Annotated in this window: 23 protein-coding genes and 2 pseudogenes; 14 read left to right on the top strand and 11 right to left on the bottom strand. The window is 57.7% G+C overall.

Annotation, left to right across the window (positions count from 1 at the left end):
• Positions 1 to 168: 168 nt before the first annotated feature.
• From AC2T9U_RS01600 to AC2T9U_RS01585, 4 genes and pseudogenes are all read left to right on the top strand, one after another.
• On the top strand, positions 169 to 561 hold the full coding sequence (locus AC2T9U_RS01600) for a hypothetical protein (protein WP_028326859.1): 393 nt from the start codon (positions 169 to 171) through the stop codon (positions 559 to 561).
• A gap of 59 nt (positions 562 to 620) precedes the next feature.
• Positions 621 to 1,165 (top strand): annotated as a pseudogene (locus AC2T9U_RS01595) (DUF4921 family protein).
• Positions 1,095 to 1,358: pseudogene (locus AC2T9U_RS01590) on the top strand (DUF4921 family protein); the annotation flags it as partial. The pseudogenes AC2T9U_RS01595 and AC2T9U_RS01590, both read left to right, overlap by 71 nt.
• A gap of 73 nt (positions 1,359 to 1,431) precedes the next feature.
• Entirely contained in the window at positions 1,432 to 1,566 is a 135-nt protein-coding gene (locus AC2T9U_RS01585) for a DUF4921 family protein (RefSeq protein ID WP_493696417.1), read from the top strand.
• A gap of 5 nt (positions 1,567 to 1,571) precedes the next feature.
• On the opposite strand, the gene AC2T9U_RS01580 is transcribed toward AC2T9U_RS01585, so the two are convergent.
• The gene (locus tag AC2T9U_RS01580; RefSeq protein WP_493696416.1) at positions 1,572 to 2,441 is read right to left on the bottom strand and encodes a CPBP family intramembrane glutamic endopeptidase; all 870 of its coding nucleotides are present in this window, start codon (positions 2,439 to 2,441) and stop codon (positions 1,572 to 1,574) included.
• Here AC2T9U_RS01580 and AC2T9U_RS01575 point away from each other — a divergent pair, their 5' ends adjacent.
• From AC2T9U_RS01575 to AC2T9U_RS01550, 6 genes are all read left to right on the top strand, one after another.
• Positions 2,442 to 3,266: a CPBP family glutamic-type intramembrane protease gene (locus AC2T9U_RS01575; protein WP_493696415.1), complete on the top strand. Its 825-nt coding sequence runs from the start codon at positions 2,442 to 2,444 to the stop codon at positions 3,264 to 3,266.
• Between the two features lie 299 nt (positions 3,267 to 3,565).
• Positions 3,566 to 4,429 carry a PhzF family phenazine biosynthesis protein gene (locus AC2T9U_RS01570; protein ID WP_115031438.1) on the top strand — a complete coding sequence of 288 codons (864 nt, stop codon included), beginning with the start codon at positions 3,566 to 3,568 and terminating at the stop codon, positions 4,427 to 4,429.
• 70 nt (positions 4,430 to 4,499) lie between these two features.
• Complete coding sequence (locus AC2T9U_RS01565) at positions 4,500 to 4,775, top strand: DUF4235 domain-containing protein (protein WP_051277295.1); 276 nt, start codon at positions 4,500 to 4,502, stop codon at positions 4,773 to 4,775.
• A gap of 112 nt (positions 4,776 to 4,887) precedes the next feature.
• Positions 4,888 to 5,604 (top strand): Type 1 glutamine amidotransferase-like domain-containing protein, encoded by a 717-nt coding sequence (locus AC2T9U_RS01560; RefSeq protein ID WP_493696414.1) that lies wholly within the window; start codon positions 4,888 to 4,890, stop codon positions 5,602 to 5,604.
• A 100-nt stretch (positions 5,605 to 5,704) separates the two neighbouring features.
• Entirely contained in the window at positions 5,705 to 6,487 is a 783-nt protein-coding gene (locus AC2T9U_RS01555; RefSeq protein WP_493696413.1) for a polysaccharide deacetylase family protein, read from the top strand.
• 242 nt (positions 6,488 to 6,729) lie between these two features.
• Positions 6,730 to 7,992, top strand: a complete 1,263-nt coding sequence (locus AC2T9U_RS01550) for an AI-2E family transporter (RefSeq protein WP_493696412.1) — start codon at positions 6,730 to 6,732, stop codon at positions 7,990 to 7,992.
• Between the two features lie 24 nt (positions 7,993 to 8,016).
• On the opposite strand, the gene AC2T9U_RS01545 is transcribed toward AC2T9U_RS01550, so the two are convergent.
• Positions 8,017 to 9,027, bottom strand: a complete 1,011-nt coding sequence (locus AC2T9U_RS01545; protein WP_493696411.1) for an NAD-dependent epimerase/dehydratase family protein — start codon at positions 9,025 to 9,027, stop codon at positions 8,017 to 8,019.
• 188 nt (positions 9,028 to 9,215) lie between these two features.
• Here AC2T9U_RS01545 and AC2T9U_RS01540 point away from each other — a divergent pair, with 188 nt between their 5' ends.
• Complete coding sequence (locus AC2T9U_RS01540) at positions 9,216 to 9,437, top strand: hypothetical protein (protein WP_493696410.1); 222 nt, start codon at positions 9,216 to 9,218, stop codon at positions 9,435 to 9,437.
• A 29-nt stretch (positions 9,438 to 9,466) separates the two neighbouring features.
• On the opposite strand, the gene AC2T9U_RS01535 is transcribed toward AC2T9U_RS01540, so the two are convergent.
• The gene (locus AC2T9U_RS01535; protein ID WP_493696409.1) at positions 9,467 to 10,714 is read right to left on the bottom strand and encodes a TIGR04053 family radical SAM/SPASM domain-containing protein; all 1,248 of its coding nucleotides are present in this window, start codon (positions 10,712 to 10,714) and stop codon (positions 9,467 to 9,469) included.
• A gap of 252 nt (positions 10,715 to 10,966) precedes the next feature.
• On the opposite strand from AC2T9U_RS01535, the gene AC2T9U_RS01530 reads away from it, so the two are divergent.
• From AC2T9U_RS01530 to AC2T9U_RS01520, 3 genes are read left to right on the top strand one after another with little or no spacing between them, the layout of a single operon-like run.
• Entirely contained in the window at positions 10,967 to 11,524 is a 558-nt protein-coding gene (locus AC2T9U_RS01530; protein WP_493696408.1) for a hypothetical protein, read from the top strand.
• On the top strand, positions 11,521 to 12,153 hold the full coding sequence (gene mobA / locus AC2T9U_RS01525; protein WP_493696407.1) for a molybdenum cofactor guanylyltransferase: 633 nt from the start codon (positions 11,521 to 11,523) through the stop codon (positions 12,151 to 12,153). The genes AC2T9U_RS01530 and mobA overlap by 4 nt, the downstream gene beginning before the upstream one ends.
• Positions 12,154 to 12,202: 49 nt before the next feature.
• A complete protein-coding gene (locus AC2T9U_RS01520) occupies positions 12,203 to 13,195 on the top strand; it encodes an NAD(P)H-quinone oxidoreductase (RefSeq protein WP_493696406.1) in 993 nt (330 codons plus the stop codon).
• Positions 13,196 to 13,305: 110 nt separating this feature from the next.
• Here the strand turns inward: AC2T9U_RS01520 and AC2T9U_RS01515 are convergent, their stop codons facing one another.
• The 8 genes from AC2T9U_RS01515 to AC2T9U_RS01480 all read right to left on the bottom strand — a co-directional run bounded on the left by AC2T9U_RS01515 (position 13,306) and on the right by AC2T9U_RS01480 (position 22,639).
• Entirely contained in the window at positions 13,306 to 13,524 is a 219-nt protein-coding gene (locus AC2T9U_RS01515; RefSeq protein WP_493696405.1) for a hypothetical protein, read from the bottom strand.
• A gap of 120 nt (positions 13,525 to 13,644) precedes the next feature.
• On the bottom strand, positions 13,645 to 14,349 hold the full coding sequence (locus AC2T9U_RS01510) for an ABC transporter permease (protein ID WP_493696404.1): 705 nt from the start codon (positions 14,347 to 14,349) through the stop codon (positions 13,645 to 13,647).
• Entirely contained in the window at positions 14,346 to 15,260 is a 915-nt protein-coding gene (locus AC2T9U_RS01505; protein WP_493696403.1) for an ABC transporter ATP-binding protein, read from the bottom strand. The genes AC2T9U_RS01510 and AC2T9U_RS01505 overlap by 4 nt, the downstream gene beginning before the upstream one ends.
• Positions 15,257 to 16,147, bottom strand: coding sequence for a hypothetical protein (locus tag AC2T9U_RS01500; protein WP_493696402.1), 891 nt, complete (start codon positions 16,145 to 16,147; stop codon positions 15,257 to 15,259). Before AC2T9U_RS01500 ends, AC2T9U_RS01505 begins: the two co-directional genes overlap by 4 nt.
• Positions 16,144 to 17,133 (bottom strand): ABC transporter ATP-binding protein, encoded by a 990-nt coding sequence (locus tag AC2T9U_RS01495; RefSeq protein WP_493696401.1) that lies wholly within the window; start codon positions 17,131 to 17,133, stop codon positions 16,144 to 16,146. The genes AC2T9U_RS01500 and AC2T9U_RS01495 overlap by 4 nt, the downstream gene beginning before the upstream one ends.
• Positions 17,134 to 17,318: 185 nt before the next feature.
• Positions 17,319 to 20,006 carry a pyruvate, phosphate dikinase gene (ppdK, locus tag AC2T9U_RS01490; RefSeq protein ID WP_115031456.1) on the bottom strand — a complete coding sequence of 896 codons (2,688 nt, stop codon included), beginning with the start codon at positions 20,004 to 20,006 and terminating at the stop codon, positions 17,319 to 17,321.
• A 250-nt stretch (positions 20,007 to 20,256) separates the two neighbouring features.
• A complete protein-coding gene (locus AC2T9U_RS01485; RefSeq protein ID WP_493696400.1) occupies positions 20,257 to 21,645 on the bottom strand; it encodes a M18 family aminopeptidase in 1,389 nt (462 codons plus the stop codon).
• Positions 21,646 to 21,688: 43 nt separating this feature from the next.
• Entirely contained in the window at positions 21,689 to 22,639 is a 951-nt protein-coding gene (locus tag AC2T9U_RS01480) for a hypothetical protein (protein WP_243888775.1), read from the bottom strand.
• Between the last annotated feature and the right edge of the window lie 35 nt (positions 22,640 to 22,674).

Raw genomic sequence — 22,674 nt, 5'->3', positions numbered from 1 at the left:
TGGTTGGGTTGGGTGGTTGGGGCGTGTTGGTGGGTGAGTATGCGTTGTGGGTAAAAGGTTTCACTTTTGGGTGGTGGTGGCCGATGTGGGGTGAAGGACAGGAAGTCCGTACTGATATTCCCCTCTCGGTGTTTGCGCCGAACCGTCCGTACAGACCGGAGCCTTACTATGCGCACCACGTATTCGTCCACTGCTCGTTCGACTAAGCATCAGCCGCGTCGGGCTGAAACTGATGCGAGGTTGGCGCGGCCTACGCGCCGTTATTCAGTGTTGAATGATTTTCGGTATTTGACTGCTGATGATGTGGAGTTATTGCGAGCGGCTACGGGTGAGGCTGCTGATCGTGAGGATCCGAAAAGTCAGTTTGCTCAGCAGTTGGCGTTGGATCGGCGTCGTGGTGATTTGGAGCGGGATGCGCCAGTGACGGCGACGTATTTGCGGGACGCGTCGGTGCGTATTGAGCGTGAGAACGCTGGTCGAGTGGCGTTTCGTAATCCGTATGCGGGTAAGGCGTATGAGCGTGCGGTGAATTGGTTGGTTAAGCGCGGTTTGGTGGGGTGAGGGGTGTGGGGTGGGTGCCCTTTTAGTCTGAGTTGATAGGTGCCTCTTCGTTATCGCGGATGGATGGTCCTGTTGAGCCTGTGCGTTGTTTGGCGGATGGGACTGTGAAGCAGGTGAATCCGTTTAGTGGGACGCAGGTGTGGACGGTTACGGGCAGGGCGTTGCGTCCGGTGGGTTCGGGGGCGGCGTCGGTGGGGGTAGTTTCGGCTTCTCAGGCACGGTCATTGTGTGCGTTTTGTGAGGGGCAGCGGTTGTCGACTCCGCCGGAGCGGGAGCGGGTGGTGTGGGAAGGGGACAGTGGGTTTTTCGTGAGGGGCTGAGTGCTGGTGAGGTGGCTGAGCAGAGTGCGGAGTTTCGGCGGGTGCCGAATTTGTTTGTGATTTTGGATTGGCTGTATTGGCGGGACAACCATGGGTTAGATGCTTCGGGTGAGGTATTGGCTCGGCGGGATGCGTATTTAGCGGATTCGGCGGGGCGGGAGCATGTGGTGGCGGTGTTGCGGGCTAAGGCTGCGGCGATGGGGTGTTTGGTAGATGGGGTTCCTGCTGAGGGTGAGCGGGAGGTTTTTGCGCAGGCGGCTACGGGTTTTTGTTGGTGGCTATGAGGTGGTGATTGGGCGGCGTCATGTGACGAGTGCTGGTAAGGGTGTGCTGGCTGGGTCTGGGACGTTGTCTGCACAGGAGCATGCGGCTTTTATGGAGTTGACGGTGCATGGGGTGTGGGGTATGCGGTCAGGCGGGGTGGATGTGCCGGTGAATGAGGAGTGGCATTATCGTCTGCCGGGGTTGGGGGTGCCGATGCCGTGGCGGGTGGTGGTGAAGTGGCGTATTAGCAATGTGGCTGGGTTTGAGGGGTGGGACGAAAATTTATGTGAACACGATCGATCCGTGGGGTGTGCGCGATCGGGTAGTTGCGGGGTTGGTTCAGTTGCGTGCTTCAGGTGGGTTGGCTGATGGGGTGGCGGTGGGGCAGGAGTGTTGGGCGGGGGCGTTGCGGTATGTGTGAGGTGCTTATATCCAGGCGATATGGCCGGCGAGAAGCGTGTATCCGATGAAGGCCACGATGTCGATGAGGGCGTGGGCGATGACGATGGGTAGGACGCGGTGGGTGCGTGCGTAGACGGTGCCGAGAATCAGTCCCATACAGATATTGCCGATGAATCCGCCGAATCCTTGGTAGAGGTGGTAGGTACCGCGCAGGAGTGCGGACAGGAGGAGGATAGGCAGGACCGCGCGGGTGGCGGGGATCCACTCGTTGGATGGGGTGGGTGGGATTTTTCCTTTGGCGAGGCGGTCGGCGTTGCGGGCTTGTTCCCATCGGGTGAAGAGGTATCCGATGAGGATAATCTCTTCGCAGATGGCGTTGGCGAGAGAGGCGAGAATGAGAATGGGGATGCTCCACCAGTGGTCGCCGAGGCTGGCGGCGGAGACGGTGGTGTTGATGTTGAGTGCTTTAGCGCCGAGGTAGAGGCCGAGGCCGGGGATGCCAATGCAGGTGGCCAGGACTGTTCCGAGTGCGAGGTCATTTGCTGGGGTGTGCAGGTGCCATCCGATGCGGTGGTCGGTGGTGGTGTCGTCGCGGCGCATGAGGTGCAGGGCTAGGAGTGCGGGAATGATGAGCAGGATGATGCGCAGCAGCTGGTAGGCGAGGTCGAGCCAGGGGCGGTCGGGGGTGATGGGGGTGTTGAGTGTGCTGGTTTGGGCGGAGAGGGCGATGTCACGGGTGAGTCGGTCGGTGATAGCAAGGATGGCGCGTAGGGCGGAGGCGCCGATGCTGACTCCGAGGACGAGACACATTTCGGTGCGGAGGGTTTTACTGGGTAGGTGTGATGCGGGTAGTCCGATGTAGGGTCGTTCAGGCAGAGGGTTGGGGGTGTGCACTTGTCTAGGCTAGTTGCTGCTGGGCGTGCGGTTTTGAGGCGGTGGCGCCGGTTTTCGCAGCGACGTGTTTCTGGTGAGGTTAGGTCGCTGCGGTGGTGGGATGTAGCTGTGGTGGGGGTGGTGTTGTTTGGGTTACCTGTGTATTCGTCGACGGTTGCGTTTGTTGCGTCTCGGCGTGAATCGGCTGATAGCGGGGTTTCTGTCTTTGATGATGGGGTGGATTTTGGGCCGCAAGAGAACATTGCAGCGCTTGTGCAGCAGGCTGCTCTTTTGGTGGCGGGGGCGGGGTATCTGGGGGTTCGTGGGGTTGGTTCTGGGGGGTGGAGTTTGCGCCCGACGGTGCGGGGGTCTGCGCTTGGTGTAGGGATGTTTGTGGCTGTTGGGCTTGTTTATGACGTGCTGTCTTGGCTTTACTCAGGTGTGTTTGCGCAGGAGGAGAGCATTTCGGAAGACGCTGTGGTGGGTGCGCAGGGCGATGAGGTGTCTTGGTGGCGGGCCCAGTTCGGTCATATCGATGGGTCTTTGTTGCTGTATTCGGTGCTGAATGGTTTTTATGAGGAGTTCTTTTTCCTCGGTATGTGCGCGGCGGTGGAGCCGGAGTTCCGGCGTCCTGTGTTTTTTTCTTCGCTAGCACTGCGGGGGTCTATCCACACATATCAAGGTTTTTTTGTTTCTGCTTTTTTCAGCATGGTATTAGGGCCAGCTTTCTATGGCATATATACCCGAGAAGATAAACGTGATTTGTACCCTCTTATGTTTGCTCATGTGTTAGCTGATATTTTTGGGGTAAGCGCTTTATGTCTATTTTTTCCGGAATCTGACTAGGAATGCTTTTTGGGGAGGTTCTTGGAGTAAGAGATTTCTCTTTGAACTTTGAAGATGTGCTCATATCCGGTTCTATCGATCCGATTGAGGCACTTGTTCCCTGTGAGCATCGATTCGGTCCTGGAAGTTGCGTCCGGAAACTTTGCATGTGTGTGATGATCTAAACCCTCAGCAAGTCAATGGAACCCCAAGCCACCGGATGCCTTCCTCCTCTAGCAGATGAGGCGACACGCCGAACGTTTCCAACAAGTCCTGGCAGGTCGCCTCACCTCAACCCACGTGACGGCTACGCTGACGGAATGGAGATCACCTACCGCCTCGTCAACGTCTTTACGGACGGTGACGATCCTTTTTCGGGCAATGCTGTAGCCATCTTCGAGGATGGTTCTGAACTCTCGACCTATCAGATGCAGGCGCTCTCGCAAGAGCTGAACCAAGAAGCGGTGTTCATCTTTCCCAACGATGATCCCGCAAACGCACAAGTACGTTTCTTCTCTCCTCACCAGAAGAAGGGTTTCGCTGGTAGCGCATCGCTGGCCACGGCTCACGTGGTGCGGGACATGATGGGCAGCACCGGAGACGTGACGCTGCACGAGGCACAGTACGGCAACTACCACGTCCAGCACGTCGCCGACAGCGAAAACAAATGGATGTTCCAAGGCAGCCAGCGCCAAACCCGCGAGCTGAAAGCCTCACCGCAGATCCTTGCTTCTCTGGTTGGTTTATCGCTAGATGCCATCGCGGCGGCCCCGGCCACCGTCTCCTCAACCAGCGGTACCGGCGGAATCATTTTGCCTGTTCGCACGATTGACGATGTTCGGGAAACTCGCCTGGACGCACGACTACTGCACTCGTACGCGATGCTGCTCAACACGGTCCCGTCGGTGTACGTATGGGCTGAGAGCGACGAAGACGAGGTCATCCACTCACGTATGTTCTACGGCCCTCGTGGCGGTGTCTTGGAGGTAGCCGCAACCGGCTCCGGTGCAGCTAACCTCGGCGCCTGGTTCGCTTCTCAGGGGCGCGGCCCAATCAGTCGACACATTCGCCAAGGCCGCCCATTGGGTCGTGGCAGCCACGTCGACCTTACGGTTGATGAATCTGGCGATATCTTCGTGGGTGGACGCACTCTCGAGGTGTCGCGCGGAACGTTCCACATCTGACCGATCACGTCCTGCCGCAATGTAATTGCTGACGGAAAGTCGTCGGTTCGGTGTCATCCTGAGGAGAGGTATGAACGAGAAAATCTTCGACCTAGTCGGTACGGGCGTTGCGCTCGCTGCTGGCGCCGTCGCGAACAAGCTGGTGGGTTTGGTGTGGCGCGGTGTCGTCGGCGAACCACCGGAAAATCCTGATGACCCGGAAGAAACTTCCTTCGCGGAGGCGATGGGTTTTGCGATTTTGTCGGCTGTGTTTATGGCGACATTCAAGCTCGTAGCGAGCCGTAAGTTGCACGCTTACTACAACGACTCGAAGAAGCCACTCGGCGCGCCTGCGGAAAATAGCTAAACCGTTACCGGCCCCGATGTGGTGTGGCCCACCCCCAATATTGGGGGTGGGCCACACCACATCGGGGCTCATCTTCGCCGAAACAGCCAGATAGCGCAGCTACGGTGCTGATATGAGCACTCACATCGTCGTGACAGGTGGCGGAGGCTTCTCCATGTCTGCAGACCACCGCGCCAGCGCAGCAGACCGGTTCATCCTGTCCCTGACTGACAGACCCAACCCGCTCGTGTGCTTTGTCCCCACCGCCTCAGGCGACAATGGGCTGTATATCTCACAGTTTTTCAACGCCTACAGTGGGCTGGGCGTACGAACTTGCGTATTAACGCTGTGGACAGGCGCAGCGGACTCTATCGCGCGCATGGACGAAGCAGACGTGTTCATCATCGGTGGCGGAAACACCGTGAATCTATTGGCACTCTGGTCCGCGCACGGAGTAAGCGACAAACTACGCAGCTACACCCAAGATCAGGGACGCGACATCGTCATTGCGGGCAACGCCGCTGGCGCAGCCGCACTCTACGAAGCTTGCGCCACAGACGGATTCGGTAACGGCATCTCCGCCCTGCCTTTCGGGCTGGGGCTGCTACCTGGAAGCTTCTGCCCGCACTACAACTCAGAACCCGACCGCGCACCGCGATACCAACAGCTCGTGGACACCTCCGCCCTACCGGCTGGATACGCCGTCGACGATGCTGCAGGCATTCACTACTTAGACGGCCAAGTCCAGTCGTTCTGGGCTGAGCGCACCGGCGCCGGAGTGTATCGAGTAGAGCCAGCAGAGAACGGCGCTCGCATTAGTGCCGAAACAATGCATCCCCTCCCTTCCTAAAAGGAGGGGAAAAACTTACGGAGACAACACTTTTTCGGAAAAAGAATCTTCTTAAGTGGCTCCTACGATGTGCCGATGAGCGCATCGAGGAGGTGGCCACATGTCACATTCACGGCTTTCCCTGCTGGTTATGTCATCGGCAGCGGTGGCTTTATTGACGATCCCTGCGCTGGATCGGGCGTTTTCCGAAGGCAACAGCACACTCTTCGGCCACCCCACGGCCACCCCCTCCCCCACCGTCACTGTGACAGTGCCACCTACCTCAACCCCCACACCAAGTCGGCCCCACCCAACTCCAGCACATACCCCCGTCACAAAATCACCTGAGGGAAAACGCAAAATCGTCTACCTCACCCTCGATGACGGCCCGAGCCCCTACACCACGAAAGCACTGGAAATTCTTTCTCGTCACAATGTGCCTGCCACCTTTTTCATGATCGGCGAAGAAGCCGCACAATACCCAGAGACTGTGGCTAAAGTTCGCGCAGCTGGACATGCCATCGGAAATCACACCTACACGCACCCATGGCTCACACATCTCAGCACACCCGAAATACGTAAACAACTACAGAAAACCGACGACATTCTCGGAAAAACTACGTGCATGCGACCTCCAGGCGGTCTCATCAACAAAACCGTCATCGCGCAAGCAAACAAACTAGATAAAAGTGTCATCAACTGGGATGTTGATACTCGCGACTGGCAGCGCCCCGGAACAGTAAATATACGCTCTACTGCACTGCGACTCACCACCCCAGGATCGATCATCCTCATGCATGACGGAGGCGGAAACCGCACCCAATCCATCGGAGCACTTGATGGAATCATCAGCACTCTCAAGAGCCGCGGATACACTTTCGCAACTCTTCCACAGTGCCGCTGAACCCGCGCAATTTTATTTACTCAGATAGATCAGGGGTTTCTCTTACTTCAAGTAAGAGAAACCCCTGATCTATCTGAGTATCCAGAGATTCAACCGAAACGCCCTATCACTGAGCAGACCCGAATTCGGCCATCCCCTATGCCACACTCAAAGTTCATGCGCTGCCCTCCCACATTCTTGACGGAGAGCCCATTCAACACATCACAATTCACACACCAACGCGTACCCTGCGAGGTCTTCTGATGCCTTTCTTCCGCCCCTCTCCCACCGAAAACCCTCCGGAAGAACCACCCGTAGTACACGTGGTCAACGCCGACAAAAACATTTCCCAAGAACTGCGCATTGCAGGAGAAATCGCGTGGCGATTCATCGCCATCATCGCTGCGCTCTACCTCGTCGGTCGCGGAGTGCAGATCACCTCCTCCGTCACCCTCCCGGTAGCCGTGGCGCTGCTGTTCACCGCCCTGGGACAGCCCCTAGTCAACCGCCTGCACCGCCATGCCCACATCCCCACCTACGGCGGGGCAGCCATCGCCATCATCCTTGGCATCATCCTCATCACCGGCACACTGGCCATTGCAGGCGGCCAACTCATCACCGGCGTCGCCCAACTTATCGATCGCGTCTCCGGCGCCATGACTCAAATCCAAACCTGGCTAGCCACCGGACCTCTACAAATCGGTGGCGACCAAATCAACGAAGCCATCACTCACTCCCGTGAATGGCTCTCAGCCAACGCCAGCACCCTCACCAGCGGCGCAGTAACCGTGGGCAGCCAAGCCACCAGCCTGGTCGCAGGACTGGTCATCGCCCTCATCGTTACTTTCTTTTTCCTCGGCGATGGCCCCAACATTTGGGGATGGTTGGTGCGCCTCATGCCGCGCGGCGTACGCACTGACGTCCACAACGCCGCCCGCCGAGGCTGGACCACTGTCGGAGCCTACGTACGCACCCAAATCCTCGTCGCAGCTATCGATGCTGTCGGTATCTGCATCGGGGCGTTCTTCCTCAACCTGCCACTGGTTGTCCCCCTAGGACTCATCGTCTTCCTTTCCTCCTTCATCCCCATGGTTGGAGCTTTCGCATCCGGAGCTCTTGCCGTACTTCTGGCCCTGGTCACTCAGGGTCCGGTACCGGCGCTCATCATGATGCTGGTCGTCTTGGCGGTGCAGCAGCTCGAAGGAAACGTGCTCCAGCCCGTACTCATGAGCCGATCCGTGTCAATCCACCCTCTAGCCACCTTGCTCGGCGTTGCAGTCGGCTCATTCCTTTTCGGCATCGTTGGTGCGGTATTCGCCGTGCCAGCCATGGCCTTCACAAACGTGGTTGTGCTGTACCTCAAGGGTTACGACAAATTCCCCGAACTCGGAGTACAAAGCGTTCCCGGAGGCACTTTCACCGGCGAACGCATAGCCCGCGCAGCAACCAACGGAGATGAAGAAGCCGAGAACACCCAGCGCTCCACACACCACCGGGACACCCCAGATAGCCCAACACAGGCCTAACCCAACCGCCCCTTGCAGATCTCGCTAACGCCGGCGCCCCGCAAACTGGGGCACCGGCCGCGGCGACTCAATCGGCAACCCATAGGCATCCAACGATTCATCCCTAATCGCTTGAGGCACCCCTCCAGGGCGGTAACGCAACAACTCTCGACTCCACGTCGCGTCAACATAAATGTGACTACACAGAAAATCGTCGAGCACATGCTCAGCACTCAGCCCCCGCAGCTGGCCATGCCGCTGCAATCGACGAATCACTCGCACACAGATTGGCTGCGCAACCCACCGCGGCACTCCCATAATGGGGCTGCGCTGGCCCAGCGCATCCATCACTACAGAAATCATTTCCCGCCACGTTAAATCCATATCAGTGAGCGGATAGCGCGCCGCATGTTCCCCCCGCTGGAGCGCACTCATCACTGCATCAACCAACTGCTGCGTTGTGATCACCGATGTGCCGCCAGTGGGAAACAACACCACTGGCCCCCGCAGCCGATCTAACAAAATCTCCCGCCAGTGATGCCTCTCCCCCGAACCAGCACCAAATACATACGGAATCTCCAGCACACACACCCGCATACCTAGCTCAGTACCTACCTCGATGGCGAAATCCGCCTCAGCGATCCGAGCACGCACATACGGGTGACGATCCGCAATCCCCAGACCGGGGTTCGCTCGCTCCCATGCAGCCAAATACGACCCGATTACCACTACCTGCTCTACCCCAGCTGCGGCAGCCGCTCGAAACGTGCGTCCGACCACTTCACGCACCCATTCAACGGCATCCCCACCTTCAACCGGCCCCACGTCGGAAACGCCCACGCCGTAAACAAGTGCATCCACGCCGTGCAAAACCTGCGTGATCACAGCCTCGTCATCGGTGACATCGACTGCCGAATATGTCACTCCTCGATACGGTGAAGCCACACTGCCCTGCCTGCGAGGACGCACCGAGACAACCTCATGCCCGGCTGCGACCAAAGATTCGCACAACCGGTGGCCAAACAGCCCTTTCCCTCCGAGAACGGCAGTTTTCACGATCAAATCGTGACACACAGACCCCTCTCAACCGAGGACCCTGCTTTAGCTACCGATCCATGTCGCCATAAGAACGACTACTTAAACACAGCCGTCAAACTTACTACGCATCTGAAGTTTTCTACCCATAGCCTTATTAGACTCTGCTAAAAAGCAACCAACACGCAACCACGAAGAAAGGTAGGAAAATGACACCAAAAGACCTTAAAAAGAAATATGAATATTTTTCATTCATTATTTCTGGACTATGCATTATGATTTCAAGCAAATACATGATTCAGGCACAAGAAGGCGAAATTATTCACCTCATTGGGTACGCTGCGATCATCCTTGGTGCCACTTCTTTCACAGCAGGCGCATTCTTAACCTACAAACTACATAGGAATAAAACTAACCAACAGCACTTGTAAAATACGTCAAACACCTGGGGATGGGCGACCTACTTATCCCCAACCATCTTCTCCCACCGTGGGGGCACATAAGCACAAAACGGCTCAGACTCAAACGGATCACCTGTCACCGCGAACGCACGGGCACGAGAGCCGCCACACATTCCTTTGTAATTACACACTCCACACTTGCCCTTAAGCTTGCTCCGATCACGCAACCCCCGAAACAGCTCCGAACGCTGATAAATATCAATGACATCCGCGTCACGAATATTCCCGGCCTTCACCGGGAGAAAGCCACTAGGAAACACATCCCCTGTGTGACTGATAAATAAAAATCCATCCCCATCATTCACGTTACGCGCTCGGCCGATACCATCCGAATCCGAATGATGCTTCCCTGAAGTCAACACATCAATCTGAATAGGTCCCGCATTCGCCACCCGTGGGACTGCCGCATTCTCCGCACGCTTATGCTGAACCACTACCCGACTGTATTGAGGAGCCGCTGTCGCTTTGATGTCATACGGCACCTCCTTACTCATCTCGTACATAAGGTCAAAAACCCGCTCGAACTCGGCTGCGCTTGCTACATCCTCAGGCCTGGCCCTACCCATCGGCACCAGAAAAAACACTTCCCAAAACACGATTCCCAGCTGGGCGTTCAACTCCGCCATCGCCCGCATGTCATTAATGTTGTCGCGCCGCACAACCGTATTCACCTGCGTCGACATCCCCACCTCACGAGCCTGCCGCAAAATACGCAACCCGTGATCAAAAGAGCCCTCAACCCGGCGGAATGTGTCATGAATCCCGGCATTCGACCCATCCAAACTCACCGCCAGACGGACCAAACCCGCTTCCTTCAACTCACGCAGCTTCTCTTTGGACGTCAACGGAGTCGTTGCCGGAGTAGCCGCCATCCTCATTCCCAGATCTGCGCCGTACTTCACCAACTCCACAATGTCCGGGCGCTTCATACAGTCCCCACCAGAAAACACAAACACCACCGGCCCAAACTCACGCAGCCGTTTCATCATCGTCTTAGCCTCACCCGTGGTGAGCTCATCCGGATGACGTAACGGCTGCGCTTGAGCACGACAGTGTTTACACGCAAGATCACACGATTGCGTTGTCTCCCAAATCACCACAAAAGGGGCCTTATCGAAGTCCATCGGGGCATGCCCCCCACGCATCCGCCGATGCCCGGCCCCCGCTCCACCGGCAACGCCACGACCATGCCCACCCTTGTGCTGAGAACAGCCCGACGAGTAAACACCTGCAGATGCATCAACCATGCGACCACGCTAAAACCACCCCTACTCCGCCGCTGCCGGTCACACATATGAGATACACAACATCGCCGCTGTTCACAGGGCTTTTCGACTACTCCCGCATCCCCATCACTGACGAAAAACCATTCACAGACGATTCCCAGCAACACAACCGGAACAACACAGGCCCCCGATGCTGTCCTAATGAATGAGGCACCCGCGTAAAGGCGCCACAACCGCCCCTACACGCACGCGCCCCTCTCTCACATGCCCGTGATGTATCGAAAGGCCCTGATGTCCACCCCCAACAACCCATTCAGCAACCCCAACAACCCACGTTCAGCTGCATCAGAGGAAGTGCTCTGCGGCGAAGTCATCTCAGAGAGCAATACCAGCAGCCAGGCCCCCTCGGGAGGCCCAACCTCCAGCGAAGGCCCCCGCTACATCAAGTCCGAACCACTGAGCAACAACCCCTTCTCACGCGGCTTCTTCAACCCACCAGGAGCCTCCAGCGCCTACCAAGCCGCCAGTTCAGAACTGGGCGTAGACACCTCCAAACTCAAAATGAAAAACCCTGTCATCGCCGCAGCACTGGGACTCTTCTTCGGCCCCATCGGCCTGATTTACTCAAACCTGCTCTGGGCCATCTTCCTGGGCATACTTGTCGCTGCCCTCCTCAAAGCACACGTCATCCTGTGGATCTTTGTCCCCCCGATCTTCATCCTCTGCGCCCTCATCGGCTTCGCCTCAGCAATGCGCACCAACTGGAAACGCATCGTCGCCCTGGTCAACGAAATCGACAACTCCGACCTGACCATCCAGAAAAACCCGTGAGCACCTACCTCGGCACAATCGTGCTGTGCGGTGGCACATCTACCCGTATGTGTGTTCCCGACAAAACAGCACTGCCTTTTGGGACAGCCACGCTCCTGGACTCCGCGCTCCTTGGGCTCCCATCAGGTCCCGTGGTGTGTGTAGGCCCCCCACGCCCACTGCTGCGTGATGGCGTGACCTGGACACGTGAAACCCCACCCGGAGGTGGCCCGCTAGACGGTATCCGCGCTGGACTTAACCAGCTCACGAATATGGCAGCCACCCCTGAGTACGATGCAGGCATACTCGCTGTCATTGCCGGTGACCAACCTTTCGCTGGGCGCGCAATCCCCCACCTGCTCAAAGCACTCGAAGCCGCAGCCGCATCCACACACGCAGTCGCTGCAAGCTCTGACAACAGCGATCCCTCTGCAAGACCTGCACTTCTTTTAGCTGCCTACCGCGTGCATACCCTCGCCCACGCTGTTCGCGGTGACACCCGCAACCAAGGCGTCTATCGCGCTTTGAAAGATCTACACGTCAAGACTGTGCCACTACCCCTTGAACACATCTCAGCGGCATTGGATGTCGACACTCCAGAAGACCTTGACCTGGCACAACAGCACATCAACCGGACACGCACCAATTAACCTTCGCCCCGCCCTGTGCCAGCAGCGGCCACATCGCTAGGGTGATTCCATGAAGGCCGTCACGATTCCCGAATTCGGCGACGCGGACGCTCTCGTCCTCAACGATGTAGAACCCCCCACCGCTGGCCCTGGAGAAGTACTCATCGACGTCGTGGCCGCAGGCGTGAACCGTGCCGACGTCATGCAACGCCTGGGGTACTACCCGCCCCCAACGGGCATCACCGACATTCCCGGACTAGAAGTCGCCGGTCGCATAGCGGCTTTTGGTGAAGGGGTCGACCCAGATTCCAGCGGATACCACATCGGTGAGGAGGTGGTAGCACTACTCTCCGGCGGTGGGTACGCAGAGCAAGTGGCAGTGCCCATCGGACAACTCATACCCCGACCGAGCAAGCTATCACTCACCGAAGCTGCCGGCTTCATCGAAACCGCGGCAACAGTATGGTCAAACCTTTTCATGACCGCCCATCTCGTCAAAGGCGAAACAGTTCTATTACACGGCGGTTCCAGCGGTATCGGCACCACAGGCATCCAGATCGCTAAAGCCAAAGGTGCGAAGGTGGCAGTGACAGCAGGATCTGAAGCCAAACTTGAAGCCTGTGCGCAGCTGGGCGCAGACATCCTCATCAACTATCGCGAGCAGGACTTCGTAGAAGAAGTAAAGAAAGCGACCAACTCCCATGGCGCTGACGTAATCCTCGATGTCATCGGAGCGAAATATCTCAAACGCAACGTAGATGCACTAGCCACAGATGGGCGCATCGTCACGATTGGTCTGCTCGGCGGCCGCAAAGGCGAGCTCGATCTGGGGAAACTACTGAATAAGCGGGGCACTCTAGCGGCCACATCACTGCGATCACGATCTGTAGAAGGCAAATCTGACATCGTGCGCCAGGTGCGAGAGAACGTGGTCCCGTTGGTGGAAACCGGACACATAAAACCTGTCCTACACGCGACTTTCCCGCTAGCTCAGGCACCCGCTGCACACCGAGTTCTCGAAGAGTCCAGTCACATCGGCAAGGTTGTATTGGAGGTGCAGTGATGAACCGGATCCGCTTGGTGGTGCGGGTCTTACCCCGTGACAGCGGTTCAAAAACAGAAAAAGAACCGGTGGAAACAGTCGATGCTGTGTTCATGCGGTCAGGGCTTTTCTCAGTTGTGGCACCTCGTGTCGGTGAGTTTCTTGAATGTCGCGCATTCGGCGAGCACGTAGCGAAATATTTTCCTCGCGCGGTTCCCGTCGTCGCCCTTGAACACCGGATCACAGACATGCGAGAAGACGATCCGCGCGTCTACGTAGTTGTAGACCTGCACGGTGTAGAGGTGAGCCCCTCCATGGTTACGGACTTCAAAGCAGATGGTTTCCAGCACGCCAACCCTTCAGTGAAGTGCAGCAGATAAACACCCACTCCCCCGCCTATGTAGTGGTGCCCTCTCCCGATCGGGAGAGGGCACCACTACATAGGCATCAGCACATGAGCGCAGTCAGACTCACTCACCTTTCAAAGTGAAAGAACGCAACCGGTCACCGGCGAACCACAATCCCACTACGACCACGACAATCGCAGCACCGATCGCATAGGCCATGGAAATGTTCGGCTCGGTAATAGCACCATCAAAATGCGACCCGACCCGCTCACCCCACTTACGAATAGATACCCAGCTGACTCCCTGCAAGAAACCACCAAGAGTGCCTTCCCACATCAGCACGTAGAGCACACCTGCACTTACTGCATGCCGTGTATACGCAGACGCGGCAATGAACAGTGCAGTGTAAGCGGTGCCCGCCAGCACACCTGCAACGGCCCAACCCACCGCAATGTCTTTAAAGTCCAAGCTGAGCGTGATGGCCGCCAATGGCAGCGGCAGCACACCGACAATCATCGTGACTATCCACGCGACAAAAAACTTGCTCACCACCACGCCATGCCGGTTCACCGGCTTAGACAGCAAGTAGACAACCGAGCCGTCTTCTACCTCCGGACCAATCGTGGAGTTCGCGGCAAGCAACGCAACCAAAGGCAACATCAACGGGTACGCGATATTCGACAGCAAGGAAAGGCTCGTGTCACCGCTGCCCACAAGGCGAATAATCCCGGCAATAGCGAACAACACCAGCGGAAAAGCCACTAAAGCCCAGATACGTTTCTGACCGACGATAGACGCGGCCGCAAGCCGAATAATTGTGCGATTCATGAGGCCACCAAGTAGGAGAAGACGGATTCAAGAGACTCATCAGTGGGCGTGAGTTGACGCAAAGTAATACCTAGTTCACGCGCCCAGCCCGGCAAACCTGCAGCGAAAGCACCCAGATCACAGACACGTACGTCCAGACCGCCCTCGGGGGCAATCGCAACACCGACAACACTGGGACGGTCAATGAGCGCCGACGCCAATGCTCGATCATCACTGCTGGTGATGTAGTAGTGAACGGGCCGGTCGGTCATCAGACGCCGGATCGCTCCGAAATCTCCAGAAGCGGCGTGACGCCCCGCAACCATGACTTCGATATGACGGGCCAGTGCCTCTACTTCTTCGAGGATGTGCGAGCTGAACACAACAGTGCGGCCTTCTGCTCCCCGCTCGCGTAAAAGACGCATAAGTTGTGCGCGCTGGCGGGGGTCAACGCCGTTAAAAGGCTCATCAAGCAGAATGATTTCAGGATCGTGGACGAGCCCGGCAGCGAGTTTGATGCGTTGACGCATCCCTTTGGAATAGGTGCCGATTTTACGGTCGGCTGCATCAGTGAGATCCACCGTAGCCAGAACGCGTTCGGTTGCTGCACCGGGATCAGTTAGGCCATGCAGGTCCGCACAAGCGCGAACGAAAGCTCTGCCGGTGAGGTACCCGAAGGACAATTCGCGTTCAGGTACTAAGCCGATGTGGCGGTAAAGGTCAGTGTTCCTCCAGGCAGGCTTACCAGCGACAGTGACCGTTCCGGATGAGGGTTGAAGGAATCCACTGATCATGCCGATGAGTGTGGTTTTTCCGGCGCCGTTGGGGCCTAGAAGCCCGGTGACACCAGGGGCGAAAGTGAGGGTGACGTCGTTGACTGCCACGACATGGCCATACCAACGGGATACGTCTCGTAACTCGATGGTGCTCATCGGTTTCCTCCTCGGGTGATGCGGTTTCCGATGAGCCAGACGCCCAGAGCAGGTCCGATGATGCACACGACCCAGTAGAGAGCGTGTACGGCAGCGCTGCTGGGGGCAAGGATCATGGCGGTGGTGGGTTCGAATGCGTGGATGGCGCCGTTAGCGGCTGCGTACGGAGAGAAAATGCCGAGCATCTCAGCGGCCATGCTTGCTTTGCCCGTGACCTGAAGAATCGCTTGAAGCATGGCGACGATTCCGTTGCCTAGCACGAACACGGCAAGAGAAAAGACGATGGCTAGGCCAGGACGCAGGGTCCAGCTACTAATAATCCCGGCGATGCTGCTGGTGCCCAGGGAGATGAGGAAACACACACCTAATGCAGGGGCTACCTGTCGGGTCAGTTCAGCGGCGTTGAGATTAGCTAGCAAGCCCCCGAGGAACAACAGAACAAGAGGTGCCAGCAGGAACAAGAAAACAGCCACGGTCATGGATGCCCAGCGTGTAAGGGCGTAGATACGCGCTGACAAAGGCCTGGCCATGTACAGAACGATGGAGCGGTGCCGCAGGTCGCGTCCAAAAATGGCGGGTGCCTGGGTTGCGACAAAGATGCTGGGCAGGATGGCGCTACTGGATGGGTAGTTGTAGAGCTTGGTGGGTAGTTCGTTGAGCAAGCCGAAACTGAGAACACCAACCGTGATGAACGCCGGGAGGATGTACATGATGAGCAAGACAAAAGGGATCCATTTTGCGCGGCCAGTGCGGCCGATTCCGTAGGCGCCACCAAGCCCGTTGAAGAAAAGAGCACGAGCGATAGCCGCGTCGGTGTGGCGGGGTCCGTCGTAATGGCGGTAGCCGAGGTCGTGGATCACTCCCGCCGAAGGTGAAGTGTTGCTCATGCGGGCTTCTCCTCGAAGATGTCCTGTAGGTGGCGTTGGTCATTGTCGATGCGCACCAGGCCCAGGCCAAGCTGGTCTGCGGTGTCGCGGACGAGATCGTGGGTGCTGAAGTCGGTAGCGGCGTCGTCGATGCGCACGCATCGGCCTTCGGGGTAGGCGGTGAGGCCAGCTGCGGCCAGAGCTTCGCCCATTTGGTCGCGTTCAGTGGTTCCGCCGAGCACTTCGATCAGTAGGGCTCCGGTAGCTTGGGTGAAGTCGGCGGTGGATGATGCCTTCAACAAGGTGCCGCCGTCGAGGATGACTGCATGGTCGCTGACTCGTTCGAGTTCGCCTAGAAGGTGGCTGGTGACGATGACGGAGATGCCGAATTCGGTACCGATGCGGCGGATGAGGCGGAGCATGTCGGTGCGTCCGGCGGGATCAAGGCCGTTGGTAGGTTCGTCGAGGAACACCAGTTTCGGGTCATGGACAAGGGCTTGAGCGAGTTTGACGCGTTGTTTCATGCCGGTGGAGTAGTTGCCCATGGGGCGGTATCGCTCTTCAGCAAGGCCGACGTGGCGCAAGATGTCGGCGGCGCGTTCACGTGCTGTGGCTTTGGGTAGGCCCGACATGATGCCCATGTGGACGACGAAGGAGCTAGCGCTGACGTCAGGTGGTAGACAGTCGTGTTCGGGCATGTACCCGACTGTGCGGCGGATCTGGGCGCTGTCGGTGGCGGTGTCCAGGCCAAGAACAGCGGCGGTTCCGCTGGTGGGGCGCAGTAGTCCGAGCAGGATTTTGATGAGGGTGGATTTTCCGGCGCCGTTGGCTCCGACGAGACCGGTGACGCCAGCGGGGATGGCGAGGTCTACGTGGTCCAGGGCGATCACTCTGCCGAAGTCCATCGTGATGCCCGTGGTGGTGACGACCGGAGTTGGTGTGGATGTGGCGGTGGGGTGGGGGCTATGTCTGCTGTGTGCAGTGTCTCGTTGAGGGTTGGTACTCACTGGGCCCACGTTAGGGAAGGGGCTAACGGATAGCTACCTCATGCCGAGATTGTGTCTGGTTCGCATAGAGCTGGTGGTCATGGGTATTGACGCAGAACAGGCAGTGGATGAACACAGCGATCTGCCGTGTTCATCCACTGCCTGTTCTGTCCTTAGCCGGTATTACGGCTGGTCTGGCTTAGTGATCACCAACCGCGCCATGCTGCCCGGCCAGCTTCGAGTCGAGAAACCGGTACCCGGAATGGGGAACAAGAGACGTAGTCCAAACCGATCTTGTGGAAGAAGTGCACCGACTCCGGATCGCCGCCGTGCTCACCACAGACACCTAGGTGCAGGTCTGGGTTCGCAGCGCGGCCAGTGTCAGCTGCGAGCTTCACCAATGCGCCAACGCCTTGCTGGTCCAGAGTTTCGAAGGGGGAGACACCGAAGATGCCGCGCTCGAGGTAGTTCTTGAAGAAGGTGCCTTCGACGTCATCTCGGGAGAATCCCCACGTGGTCTGGGTGAGGTCATTCGTTCCGAAGGAGAAGAATTCGGCGCATTGACCGATTTCTCCGGCAGTCATTGCTGCACGCGGCAACTCGATCATCGTGCCGATCGGGGTCTTGGTTAGGTCAATCCCGGTCTCTTCGCTGACATCTGCGGCGACCTGCTGAATCGCTTCCTTCATGATTTCAAGCTCTTGCACCGCCGAGACCAGCGGAATCATGATCTCTGGGCGTGGATCTTTGCCCGCTTTACGCAGCTCAGCTGTGGCTTCGAGGATCGCGCGTGCCTGCATCTCAAACAAGCCTGGGATGACAATCCCCAACCGGACACCACGCAGACCAAGCATTGGGTTCTGCTCGTGCATTCGTTCCACGGCAGCCATGATCTTTTTCTGGTCTTCTTCAAGGTCATATCCCTTGACCTTGGCGATAGCGCGCTGTGCGATGAGTTCTGCCTGGGCTGGGAGGAACTCGTGCAGCGGCGGGTCAAGCAAACGGACGGTGACCTCGTAGCCATCCATCGCTTCGAGGATTTCCAAAAAGTCACCCTTTTGTAGTGGCGCCAGGGCAGCAAGGGCGCTTTCTCGCTCGTCGTCTGTTTCGGCGACGATGAGTTTCTCTACTAGCGGGCGGCGGTCACCGAGGAACATGTGCTCGGTGCGGCACAGGCCGATACCTTGTGCACCGAACCGGCGGGCACGGGCAGCGTCTTCGCCGGTGTCAGCGTTGGCGCGTACCTTCATCCGGCGCCGAGCGTCAGCGATGCCCATGATGTAGTCCACGGCGTGCACGAGCTCGTCTGCGGCGATTTCTTCCTCGGAAAGCTGGCCTTCGAAGTACTTCACCACTGGCGGATCTACGACTGGGACTTCACCGACGAAAACGTCACCGGTGGTGCCGTCGATCGAAACCACGTCGCCTTCACGAAGGATGGTGCCATCTGGCAGGGTCAGCGTGCCAGCGTTGACATCAATCTTCAGCTCTTCGGCGCCACAAACGCAGGTCTTGCCCATGCCGCGCGCCACGACAGCCGCGTGCGAGGTTTTTCCGCCCCGGCTGGTCAAAATACCCCGGGCAGCGATCATGCCGACCAGGTCGTCGGGGTTAGTTTCCCGGCGAGCCAAGATCACATTCTTGCCTGCGTCAGCCAGCTCAGCTGCGCGCTCGGAAGAGAACACCAACCCACCCACTGCTGCGCCCGGCGAGGCGGCCATGCCTTTGCCGACCTTGGTGCGGGGTGCGTTTTCATCGAATCGGGGGAACATCAGCTGCACCAGTTGTTCACCGTTGACGCGTTGCAGCGCATCGCCTCGCTCGATGAGACCCTCATCGACTAGCTGGACTGCAACTTTGAACGCTGCTGCCGCGGTGCGCTTACCCACTCGGGTCTGCAGCATCCACAGCTTGCCCTTTTCGACCGTGAACTCGATGTCACACAAGTCTTTGTAGTGGTTTTCGAGCTTGGCCATGATATCCATCAGCTCGTCGTAGGACTTTTTGTCCACCTTTTCCATGTCAGCCAGGCACATGGTGTTGCGGATACCGGCTACGACATCCTCACCCTGAGCATTGACGAGGTAGTCACCGTAAACACCTTGGTGTCCCGAGGCGGGGTCTCGGGTGAATGCCACACCAGTACCAGAAGTCTCCCCCATGTTTCCGAACACCATGGAGCACACATTTACTGCGGTGCCCAGGTCACCGGGGATGCGCTCACGGCGGCGGTACAACACAGCGCGTGGAGAGTTCCAAGAACGGAACACAGCCCGCATCGCTTCAAGCAGCTGTTCCTTTGGTTCTTGCGGGAACGGCGAGCCAGTCTGATCCGCGATGATCTTTTTAAACTCCTCGACGATGCGTTTGAAATCTTGTGCATCGAGGTCGAGGTCGTTCTTGGTGCCCTTAGCGTCTTTTTCTCGATCGAGGACGTCTTCGAATAGCTCACCATCGAGGTCAAGAACAGTCTTACCGAACATCTGCAGCAGGCGCCGGTAGGAATCCCAGGCGAATCGTTCGTTGCCGGATACCTTCGCCAATCCCAACACGGAGGAGTCGTTTAACCCCACGTTGAGGACGGTCTCCATCATTCCCGGCATCGAGAACTTCGCACCGGATCGCACAGACACCAGCAAGGGGTCCTCAGGGTCGCCGAGCTTCTTACCCATCTCGGACTCGATAGCGCAAAGATGCTCGTCGATCTGTTCGGACAACTCCACTGGCTCGGAACCATGAGCCAGGTATGCCTTGCACGCCTCGGTGGTGATGGTGAAGCTCGGCGGGACAGGCAGACCCATGTTGTACATCTCGGCAAGGTTGGCTCCCTTGCCACCAAGGAGGTCCTTGGCGTCCTTGTTCCCTTCGGACAAGGCGTACACGTACTTCGGCATGAAAATCGTCTCCCGGAACTTCGTCGTAGCGGTACACAACCTCGCCCCCGGCGAGGCGTGGGGCCATCGCATCTCTTGCGCACAACTTGTCACAAATTTTGCGAAAAGACTCGTTCCGAGGACGTGTCACGTATGTTTGCAGGCCGAACGGTCCCACAGCATTGATTTCTCAAAACCAGATAAGAATCGCAATGACCACAGAACGAACACATCTGTGGTCATTGCGACCCACAAACAGATCGAAAATCCCTCAGGCCACCAGACCCGGGGCGCTCACCTCAGCCCCTAAAACCGCCGCCAACGCACGTGTATATGGCTCCACATCACGCGCAGCCATCACCTCACGCACTGAATGCATCGACAGCATCGCTGCACCTACATCAACAGTGGTCATCCCCAAGTTCGCTGCACTGGCCGGCCCCACCGTTGACCCGCACGGCAAATCCGTGCGGTGCACATACACCTGCGGCGTAATCCCGCCGCGCTCACACGCCACACCGAACGCAGCCGCGCCCCCCGTATCGGTGGCGTACCGCCCCTGCGCGTTCACCTTCAGGACCGGACCACCACCAATCACCGGGTAGTTGTGTGGCTCAGAACGATCTGCGTAATTCGGGTGGATCGCATGCGCCATATCCCCCGACACATGCAAACCACTAGAAAACGCAGCCAGCACATCGGCCCGATCACCGCCACAAGACAAAACAATCCGTTCCAGCACACTGGCCAACAACTGCGAGCGCGCACCCGATGAGGTCTCCGAGCCAATCTCCTCGTGGTCGAACAGCACCAACACCGGTATCCGGGGCCCCTGCCCTGCCCCAGCCACCCGCGCAGGTCCTTCCTCACTAGGGTTCAGCACTGCCTGCTTCATCGCTTCTGTCGCGGCGAATGTCGTGCACAAGTTATCCAAACGCGGTGAAGCCAGCAGCTCACGCGAATGCCCCAGCAGCGAAGCTGGGAGCAGGTCATAAGCCATTGCCTCAAACGACAACACATCTTCCGGGATGCAATCCACCTGCTCGGATACCCATCGTGGAAACGACATCCCACCTGAGAAGCCCCACAAAGGAGCCAGATGGCTCTGACGATTCAGCTCCGCACCACCAGCCCCAGAGGAACGGTCAAGGTGGATCGCCAAATTAGCCACCCGCAGCAACGGTTCATCACAGCGGAACAAACGCACCGCATAGCCGCCCGGCACAGACGCATCACGCACCGCCACCCGGCCAGCTAATCCCAAATCTCGATCGAGCCACGTGGTCAACAACGGCCCGCCATACACCTCCACGCCCAGCATGTCCCACCCCGCTGAACAGTAATCAGCCTTCGGTTTTAGCCGTAGGTTTGGTGAGTCCGTGTGCGCGCCCACTACCGAGAACGATGCCTGCGCAGGCCACTGCTGGACTGCGCCGCTATCTGACAGGTGCTCGGTTGACCAGGCCACCAGTGACCCACCGCGCGTCATCACATACCGGCCTGGTTTCGAAGGCCAGCGCTGCCCCTCAATGACCTCAACGAACCCTGCATCACGCAGCAGCCCCAGCGCCGAATCCACAGCGTGGTAAGGCGTCGGAGCCCCATCCACGAACTGGCCCAGCGCCACCGCTGCCGAAGCAGCATCTTTCGAGACCGTCACAGCCACAACCTCACTCTTTTAGAACGTCAAACTCTGTACGACATCATTCGTACAGGACGTAGAACGGTGAGGGAGTCAGTCCCAAAACCGCCTCCGGCTTCATGATTGGCCCGAACGTAGCGTCTTCTTGGTAAAACAACTTGAACCCCGGGTACACATGCTTGGGCTTCATACGCATGATGGAATTCCATGTCGCGATCTTCATATCCGGAGAACCAATACCGTCAACCGAAACCATTTGCACGACACCATCACGAGGCTTCATTGGCCCAGTTTCGCGGACAATATCTGCACGCAACTGGTGATACAGCATCACCTTTTCCGGAAGATTGTTATCTTTCACCAGTTTCTCAAGATAAGCGGCCGTATCATCCAATTCCTGACCGCTCACATGGCCAAAAGTTTTCATCGGGATTTCCCCAGGGCCCATCCGCCATTCCGGGTCTAAAGCCACCCCGACATCAGGTTCCTTCAAAAACTTTTCGTAATATTTAGTTTCCGTCACAAAATCCGAACGGCCCGGCTGAATAGCCAACAAAAGAATGCCATTCACCTTCCGCACAGCATCCAAATGCTTCTGCACCTGCTGCTCCGACGCGCGCCCTCGATACATGCCGTCTTCCCCGGGCTTACCGTGCACAATCGTCGCAATAAACTCACCCACCGGAAGAACTTTTTTCACGTTCTTCTGATAACTCTTCGTAATATCGACGACCTCTTTCATGCGGTCATCCATATTCCCCACACCCAACTTCCCCAACACTGGACCAGTCCCCTCCGACCCAGCAAAACCCACAATCCGATAATCCGGGAACAACTTTGTCCCACCCATCGGTAACTCTTTCTTCTTCCCACCATCAGCAGCCTGCGCCGCATCATTCCCACCCGACTTACCAGATATAGCCGCATCACCAGCACCAGAACACGCAGCTATCACCAACAACGCTGCCGCTACACCAGCAACTCCTACTCGTCGCATCCGGGGAAACTGCATAACAACCTCGCTGATCGACCGACATAGGCAAACGC

Source organism: Dermatophilus sp. B7861-1, from assembly GCF_058996045.1.
The sequence above is the reverse complement of the archived record's forward strand: the minus strand, read 5'-3'. Positions and strand labels throughout refer to the sequence as shown.